This window comes from Thalassolituus maritimus (assembly GCF_900156675.1).
Taxonomy (GTDB): domain Bacteria; phylum Pseudomonadota; class Gammaproteobacteria; order Pseudomonadales; family Oceanobacteraceae; genus Thalassolituus; species Thalassolituus maritimus.
In genome coordinates, this window is the sequence record NZ_FTOH01000014.1 from 43,758 (window position 1) to 52,572 (window position 8,815).

Sequence of the window (8,815 nt, forward strand, 5' to 3'; positions counted from 1 at the left end):
CAACGCCAGCTCAAACAAAAAGAGCGGCATAGAAGCCGCTCATTTGGTTAATCAGTACTGCTGAACTGATCAATCAGCTTGCTGAGCATTTTCCATCGCGATAAGCAGCGAGGTGTACTCTTTCTCAAGCTTTTTCAGCTTCTTCTTACCCGGAGCACCCAAGGTATCGACTGCATGACGAACACGCGCACGACTCATATCCGGGCCTAGCAAGGCCATGGTATCGAGCACCGAGATGGTCGAAGATGTCCCGGCAATCGCGATAAAGAATGGGTACAGGAAGTCGCGGATTTTGACATCCATCTGCTTCGCCAGCCCGAACAGCGCCTGCTCGATGTTCTCCTTTTCCCAGTGACGGATAGCTTCCAGCTGCCATAAGCCCATCTGCAGGATGTTGGTTGTTGCTTCAGCATCCAGCACTTTGTGCTCGAAGCTTTCGGGCGTCAGAGGCGTCATACCTGACAGGAAGTGCCCTGCCAATGGTGCAACATCGGAGAACACCTCAACGCGCGGCTGCACATGTGGAACAAGTGGCAACACGTTCTCTGGGCGGAAACCCCACTGTGCGAACTTTTCAACGAACTGCTCAGGAGACAGCTCACGCAGCCAGAGGCTGTTCAGCCATCGTAACTTCTCTACATCGAATACCGGGCCACCCAGGGACACACGATTAATGTCGAAGTTACCGAACATTTCATCACGGCTGAATTTCTCACTCTCGTCCGGCATAGACCAGCCCATACGGCCGAGGTAGTTCAATACGGCTTCTGGCATAAAGCCCATTCGCTCATAGAACATGATCGACGTTGGGTTCTTACGCTTACTGAGCTTGCTCTTATCCGGGTTACGCAGCAGCGGCATATGACACAGCTCTGGCATATCCCAACCAAAGTACTCGTAAAGCAGCTTATGCTTAGGCGCTGAGCTGATCCATTCTTCACCACGGATCACGTGAGTAATGGCCATCAGATGGTCATCAACGACGTTGGCCAGGTGGTAGGTTGGCATACCGTCGGATTTCATCAGAATCTGAGCGTCAACTTGAGCCCAGTCCAGTTCAATCTCACCGCGCAGCATGTCTTTAACGACACAAACGCCCTCTTCCGGGACATTCATGCGCACAACGTACGGCGCCCCTGCTGCTTCACGCTCGTTAACCTCGTCTTCAGGTAAAGCGAGGTCAGATACTTTCAGAGCAGTCTGGTTACCGCTTTCCTGTTTCAGCTGGCGCAGCGCATCCAGCTCTTCGGCGGTGCGATAGCACTTGAAGGCCTTGCCGCTATCAAGCAGCTTCTGTACGTGTTCTTCATAAATCGCACGGCGCTCACTCTGACGGTAAGGGCCGTAATCGCCACCAACATCAGGACCTTCATCCCAGTCCATGCCAAGCCAACGCAAACTGTCGAGAATCGCCTGCTCAGATTCAGGGGTGCTGCGTACCTGATCGGTATCTTCAATCCGCAGGAGAAATTGACCGCCGTGCTGGCGGGCAAATGCGAGGTTAAACAGAGCAATATAAGCGGTACCTACATGGGGGTCGCCGGTAGGAGACGGCGCAACGCGTGTGCGGACAGTCATGGTGATTCTCGGTTAACTCAAAACTGCCGCGATTATAGAGAAATACCAGGTCGATTGCATGACGAATGCATTGCCAGTCTACACTCGCTCCACTAGCGGTCAGCGAGCTACAGCTTTCTCAATTTCAGTCAGGTTTATGATCACCTCACCAACTACGTTTATGCGGGACGATACCGTGCCACCTCAATTGCTACAGTTTTCTTTACTACCATTGGCAACAATTTCTTCAGACGACGTCGCCCCATACCGCTAATAAAGAAAACGTACAGTATCGGCCAGCCTGACACGTTCAATGAACTCAGTGGTTACCGGTTACAACGTTTTTATGAAGGCCGAGGGGGTCTGCCCTGTCCAACGCTTAAAAGCCCGACTGAACGCCTGGGTTGTACTGAAACCGAGCAACTCAGACAACTCGCCCACAGACTGACCTCCACGCGCAAAGTAACCTCGTGCAAAGCGCTCCCGGATTACATCCAGCTCTCTTTGATAGGTAGTACCATTTTCTGCCAGACGCCTTCTGAAGGTACGACTACTCATACCCAACTCACCCGCGGCGCGCTCAAGCGAAGGTAATGCTCCGTACGAGCGCACAAGAAAGTGCCTCAAGCGCAGGGGCAGAAACTGCATCGCTTTCGTTGGAATCCGCTGAAAGAGAGTTTTTTCTGCCGTCATCGCCAACAATCGATTGGCCAGAGGCAACTCAAAGTCGGCACTGCTCGCCTTACGGATGATTCTGGTCTGAGCGCAGGAAAAACGCACAGGGCAACGAAAATAGCGACGATAAATATGCCCCCAGGCTGGCTCCGGGTAACTGAACTCAATAGCTACTGGCTCAAGTTCGGGATTGCGCCCGACAAGGTCACAGACGATGTTGTAAAAGCTGATACTGTTCAGCTCCATAAAGTAATGGGTATAGGGAGCGAGGGAGACGTTCTCATCGATTGCCAGCCAGACCAATCCGTCAGCCTCGTGAACTGACATATCCAGGGCTGGGAACAGCTCCCGGCATAAGCGCGCTGTTGTCTGACTGCATTCTTTCAGAGTCGGCTGGGTAATGCTCATCAGGCCCGCGTATCCATGATGGGACACCGTCATGATATTTCCGATGAAAAGCCCCAGATACGGCATGCGCATATGTTCAATGGACTGCTCTACCAGACCAAGCACCTGACGCGTCGATATATAACGACCGGCGATATTGCCCTCCCTGAGATCAACGCCAACATGTAAGAACATGTCGTTGTGATCCAGCCCCATCGACACCTGCATCAACTTATTCAGCTGAACAGCACGAGAGTCTTCATCACCTTCGATCGAGTCAAGTCCCAGATCAGGCTTCTGAGCGATATTGAAATACGTAAGAATGTGCCCGAGTGGAATGCAGGGGGTATCCAGGTTCATAAATATTCCTGAAGAGGATTTTGAACCTGAAATTACCAATAGCCGGTAGGCAGATCAATCTTGCGTGGGGCAGATACGCACTTCGGGCCAATCAGGAGGCCTTAATAGTGAACTCCGCACCTATACGTCTGGCTTCTTTTGCGGCTCGGGCGCGAACGTCGTCATCGTCAGAATATATCTGAGAAATCAGTTTCAATTGGATTGACTGAGCCTTTTCTACCGACATTTCCTGATTTTCGATGCGCTTTGGCAACTGAGCAAGTACCGCTTCTATGAGAACGTTTCGCTCATCAGAATCTGATGTTTTATCTAGCGCTTCGAGCTGTTTATTAAATCGCAATAAATTAACAAGACGCAAAAGCTCGGTTTGCGGGTTCGCCTTTTTGGCAGCTACGGCCTGAAGCATCATCCATTCTGCTGGAGATACGAAATCAGGGCGGCGTTCAATTCGTTCGAGCTCTTCAACGTCCGACGCTGAAGCCTTGGCCGAGGCCAGAGCATCTTTCTGCATCTGAATGAGTTGATCTGGTGACATTGCTGCGAGTTCTTCTGTCGTGTACTCGGGGGCTGGCATTGTCTGCGTAGCGTGAGTAGGTTCAACGGAAGCTTTCAGACTCTGCATACCACCGAATCCTGTGTAGTAAACGAGCCCGCCAATAGTGATAACGCCAGCAGCGATAGCTATTTTCAACATACTCTTTACCTCTTGTACTTCTGTTACTTCAGTGAAAAATGCCAGGAATCGAGTCCGTTCGATTCCTGGCCAAGGAGACCATCAGAGTTTTACAGGCGCTCTGGTGCTGGTGGAACCAGGCGGAAGTTGTATTCCTGACCAGGGCCAGCCACGAGGCTGTTGAACAGCGCGGTCATCCAACCACACTCAAGCTCTGAAAATTCAGTTTCACCCTCAAACACGATACCGCCTGCACCGAAGTCAGCAATTGGACCTTCCCAGTTGAGATCGAAGTTCGCAGGCTCAATGGTTTTACAGTTAAACGGCAGCTTCAGCCAACCGAAACCGGCAGCATTAATCAGAACGTTGGCCTGAGTCGAACCATTGATTGCCAGTATGCCGTCGCGGCTCAGGCGGTTAGTCGCTTCGATCTGACCAACAGGCTCAACCGACAACGCGACATCAAGGTTCACCAGGATATTCAGCTCTGTATCAAAGTCTGGAACGTACAGGTCGCCGACCAGGGTTTCATCGGTGATGTTTGCATCTGCAGTGATTGAGGTATCTTCAGGAAGCTCAACCGTCTGATTCAGTGTCGCCAGGTGCAGCTCTGCATCCAGGTTCCACTCATCAAGAGTCACGATGAAATCGCCACCGCCCGGATTAGCATTTGATACAGGATCAGCAGCAAAGCTGTAGCAGCTGTTACGCGGATTCTGGCCAGCAAAACGCTCGTCAAGCCAGGTCAGAACGGTTGGGGCCGCCTGGAAGAGCGTCACGATGTGCTCACTTGGATAGACGTCGTAAGTGACTTTATCGAAGCGTCGGCAGTAGTCTTTTTTCAGTTCAACGCTTTGCTCAATTGGAATGAACTCATCCGCAGTACCGTGATAAAGCAGAACAGGAACATCCGCACCTGCACCACCCAGATTCTGCTCATTGATGCGCTGACCGATTGAAGGCACCATCAAAAGTTCATCCAGATCTTTGTTGCCAACGGTGTAAGAGCTGAGAGATTGGTTCATGTAGTCGAACAGGAACTCAAAAGTACACTTGTTTTTATAGTCAGCGATGGCCGCTTTACCGTTCGCACTGGCAAGCTGATCGACAGGGATATCATCCGGATATTGCTCGGATAGACCAATGATGCCCCCCAGAAGGAAGGATGCACCTGTACTGCCATTCAGATAATCAGCAACCACAGGGAAGTCAGCCGGAGTACCACCTGATGCCACACCTACCAGATCAAGGTCGGGTGCATAATCGTCTGCAATCTGACCGACCCACGCAGCAGTCTGACCACCCTGAGAGAAACCCCAGACAGCAGCAGGCGCTTCAGCATCTATCCCTGCACGAGGAATCTGAGAGGCGGCACGGAAAATATCCAGTGCGGCGTGCGCCTGCGACTCACCGGCCAGATAGGTAGGTGTAGCACCCGTGGTATAGCCCTGATAGTCAGTTACCAGTACCGCATAGCCCTTTTCAAGAGCGGCACGAATGTTACGGATCTCGTAATCGCTACCGGCCTGTAGTTGCATGGACGGAGCGCAAGACTGATCCAGACCATGTGTACCCACGGCATAACTCAGCGTTGGGCGCTCACCCGCACCAGTCCACTCATTGCTTGAAATTAAAACAGTACCAGTAACTGCGTTCTCGGCACCGAGAGAGTCTGTAGAGCGGTACATAACGTTGTATGCTTTAGCCAGCGCGGCCCCAGCACCGAGATTTACGCTAGCGTCGCGATACCAGATCAGGTCACCGTTCTGGTTGGTATTGATTGATGGAATATCGTAGAAGTCCATTCCGGACGGGCCTTCTACTGCCGCATGTGCGGCGACCGGAGTTAGCAGAGCTGCGCTCAGAGCAAGGGCGCCGGCCTTCAGTTTGAAGTCAGACATGGTAGATCACCTTTATTGTTTCGTTATTTTTATAACGGACGGATGTTTCCGAACCTGTGATCTACCTTACGCCCCAACTATGTGACTGTGCTCGCAATTGTCGGACAGTGATCGGTCTGAAATGGCCACTGCCAGACGGTGTTTTCGGCCACCTTGAACCGATGGCCACTTAACGTCAGGTCCTGGCCATAATTGACGCCATGTACTCTTTGGGAGACATGTTTGTCCAACGGCGAAAGGCCTTTGCAAAAGCAGAAGAATCAGCAAAACCAAGCAAATGGGCGAGCTCGGTTACAGAGTCGCCACCACGAGCAAAATACTCACGGGCAAATTTCTGTCGTACAAAATCCAGCTCTTGCTGATAAGACGTACCGTCATCTTTTAACTTACGTCGCATAGTACGGCCACTCATGCCCAATTCGCTGGCCGCATTTTCCAGGGATGGGAAAGCACCGTAATAACGAATAAGTAATCGCCTCAACCGTAACGGCAGGTACTTCATTGCCTTTGTCGGGATATTTTCGAATAGCGACTTCTCAGCCGTCATTGCCATCAGACGATTCGCAAGAGGCAACTCATGGTTTGCCAACATCGACTTACCGATGATACGAGACTGATGACAACCGAAAACAACCGGGCATTTAAAGTAACGTCGGTAAATGTGACCCCACCCCGGCTCCGGGTAACCGATCTCCACGCGGACCGGCATCAGGTCCGGATCATTAGCCACAAGATCACGGAAGATGTTGTAAAAGCTCACCAGATTCAGCTCAACAAAGAAGTGCGAATAAGGATGCAGCGGAATGTTCTCGTCGATGGCAAACCACCCTTCCTCACCATCAATAGTGACACTCATTTCCAGAGGCGGAAATAATTCACGGCAAAACCGCACCACCGCTTGCCCGCAATCCCACAGCGTAGGCTGAGTTACAGCAGCCAGGCCGGCCATACCATGGTGTGACACTGTCATCAGATTACCCATCGCCAGACCGATATAGGGCATCTTCAAAGCGTCCATTATCTGCTCAACGAGATTCAGAACCTGCCGAGCAGACACGAACATACCGACACCGTCTTCTTCGCCAAGATCGATGCCCGCACGCGCGTACATCAAAGGCGGCTCCAGTCCAGTGATGGACTCCATGAGTTCATCAGGATTGTCTGGCGAAAGCATAGTGCGTTTCATCAGCCAGTCAGCATCAACCTCGATCGATTTCTTCAGATTGAAATAGGTCTGTATGTGACCCAAAGGTATACACTTAGTGTCTAGATCCATAGCTCGCACCGCGCTGTTGTTATTTTATGTCGCGCAAATTGAGCAAACAGGATACACCTCGCGCTGAATTGGCAGCAATGCGCATAAGGCCTTTTTTGACCGTAGTGACCACAATTAACCGAAAAACTTCCTACCAGAAACGCTGAAAATTCAGCAATGACGTCGTATAACTCGAATGTGATCTCAAATGACTGGCCGGATTGAGCCTGATCGAAGGGCAATTAAAAACCCGGCCAATTGACCGGGTTCTTCGAATTAGTGGCCGGGCCGAGAAAGTGGAAGGAGGGATTACATGCGCCCTTCGGGCCGTCGTCGCAGGCTCCGACGTTGTCTCACTACGTTCGACTCGAACCTGCGAGGATTCTCACCCTCCTACCGCCGCCTCTAGCTATAACGTTTGGGCATAAAAAAACCGCGAACTTCTGCAAGAACACGGTTTTTTCAGAATTAGTGGCGGTGAGGGAGGGACTCATCGCCATCCTACTCATCAAGCCATACATCAGCTTTCAGCCCCGGTTTAACCTAGTGCCTATGGGTTTTGTCTCACTATTGTATGTACTTTTGTATGTACCAGACAACCAGATCAACAGTTTTGACCCATACCAGTTACCAATGAGCGTTCAGCTGGCTTTTGGGCACCTCCCCTTATCAAGCCTCACCTAAGTGACTCTATAGCCCCCGATGCAACTATCAGAGTCCTATCATACAAACGCGCATTGAAGCTGAGAACGTGCAAAACACGCAAAAACAACGCCATATACAGAACAGACATTCAGCTTACATATTTCTAGTTTAGCTAACGAGTATATACAAAGGTTAGGTTCCAGCTTTCATGAGCTGCCCCTCCGTCATCTCAAACGACGACGCACCAATCAGGCAGCGCCTCATTATGGTGCAGACACTCCAAACAGCTAAGATGCGGAAAAATTACTTCAAGTTCCCTATGTACCAGTTAGCAACTCCTCTACGCTTGGACATAAAAAGTTCGCTAATAGCGAATTTTGTTTGACAAACCGCGAACCCGAGATTTATCATGGCGTTGTTGTTTGAGTGAGATGATATTCGCCTAAGTGCATTGGAGTATGAAATTACTCCGTGGGAGCTTGCTCCTAACATTTCCACGGGTGCAACTGTTATCCATGTATCACTGTGATACCGATACTGTGTTTACCGATGTGGAAACCTTGCTGGCGAAAGCAAGGTTTAATTTGCGCAGGGTTTGCCGTCGATAACTCTCTTTTCCGTGTTTGGCGATATGGATTGCCATTGGGGTAGTCCTATACACGGAGAACGTTCTCATGAAATTTAAGACAAACAACTATCGACGGACACTTAGACTGAAGCAGGACAAGCCGCGCAGTCCAAGGCACTTTTGGCTCATCAAACTGGCGTTACTGATTCTACGCTTAGTTTGTAAGCTGATTGACCTTTTTAGTGGTGAGTCTGATGAAGACTAAGTGGTCCCTAGTGTGAAAAACGATGGTATCTAGCAATGTTGAATGAAGCCTTAAAACAGATACGTGTTTTCCACCAGATCAAGCAGGTGGAGTTAGCCGATAAACTCGGTATCTCAAAATCATACCTGTCGGAAATTGAATCTAACAAAAAACCGGTTTCTATGGACTTATTAGAAAAGTACGCAGAATACTTTTCTGTACCTGCATCGTCCCTCATGATGTTTTCAGAGAATATGGATGCTGCCAAGAAGTCAGACAGGTTGAGATTGAAGTGCGCTAGTAAAATCATTAAAGCCATGGAGTGGATTAGTGCGCGCCACGACGCCAAAGCCTAAAAGACCAAAGCCGCGAATCAAGTCTAAGAATAAATCCTACACCCTGAAGGATTCTGGGTTATATAACATTACAACAAAAAAACGTCTTGAAGAAAGGCTTAACAAGCGACTGTGGTTCAACCGTAGCTAAATAATTATTCATAAGACCACTCCTGACCATTCCGGATCATCGCATTCAGGATGGTCAAAAACTT

6 protein-coding genes and 1 other RNA gene are annotated in these 8,815 nt (G+C 50.1%); 1 reads left to right on the top strand and 6 read right to left on the bottom strand.

What is annotated here, in order from left to right:
- Positions 1–69: 69 nt before the first annotated feature.
- The 6 genes from gltX to BW941_RS16685 form a co-directional block, all read right to left on the bottom strand.
- Positions 70–1,578: a glutamate--tRNA ligase gene (gene gltX / locus BW941_RS16660; protein ID WP_076517978.1), complete on the bottom strand. Its 1,509-nt coding sequence runs from the start codon at positions 1,576–1,578 to the stop codon at positions 70–72.
- A 312-nt stretch (positions 1,579–1,890) separates the two neighbouring features.
- A complete protein-coding gene (locus BW941_RS16665) occupies positions 1,891–2,979 on the bottom strand; it encodes an AraC family transcriptional regulator (protein ID WP_076517979.1) in 1,089 nt (362 codons plus the stop codon).
- 91 nt (positions 2,980–3,070) lie between these two features.
- The gene (locus tag BW941_RS16670; protein WP_076517981.1) at positions 3,071–3,673 is read right to left on the bottom strand and encodes a hypothetical protein; all 603 of its coding nucleotides are present in this window, start codon (positions 3,671–3,673) and stop codon (positions 3,071–3,073) included.
- Between the two features lie 89 nt (positions 3,674–3,762).
- Positions 3,763–5,553, bottom strand: a complete 1,791-nt coding sequence (locus BW941_RS16675) for a lipase family protein (protein ID WP_076517983.1) — start codon at positions 5,551–5,553, stop codon at positions 3,763–3,765.
- Between the two features lie 175 nt (positions 5,554–5,728).
- The gene (locus BW941_RS16680) at positions 5,729–6,829 is read right to left on the bottom strand and encodes an AraC family transcriptional regulator (RefSeq protein WP_076517985.1); all 1,101 of its coding nucleotides are present in this window, start codon (positions 6,827–6,829) and stop codon (positions 5,729–5,731) included.
- Between the two features lie 271 nt (positions 6,830–7,100).
- A non-coding RNA gene (locus BW941_RS16685) (RtT sRNA) lies at positions 7,101–7,217 on the bottom strand.
- A 1,104-nt stretch (positions 7,218–8,321) separates the two neighbouring features.
- On the opposite strand from BW941_RS16685, the gene BW941_RS16695 reads away from it, so the two are divergent.
- A complete protein-coding gene (locus BW941_RS16695) occupies positions 8,322–8,621 on the top strand; it encodes a helix-turn-helix domain-containing protein (protein WP_076517989.1) in 300 nt (99 codons plus the stop codon).
- Positions 8,622–8,815: the final 194 nt, after the last annotated feature.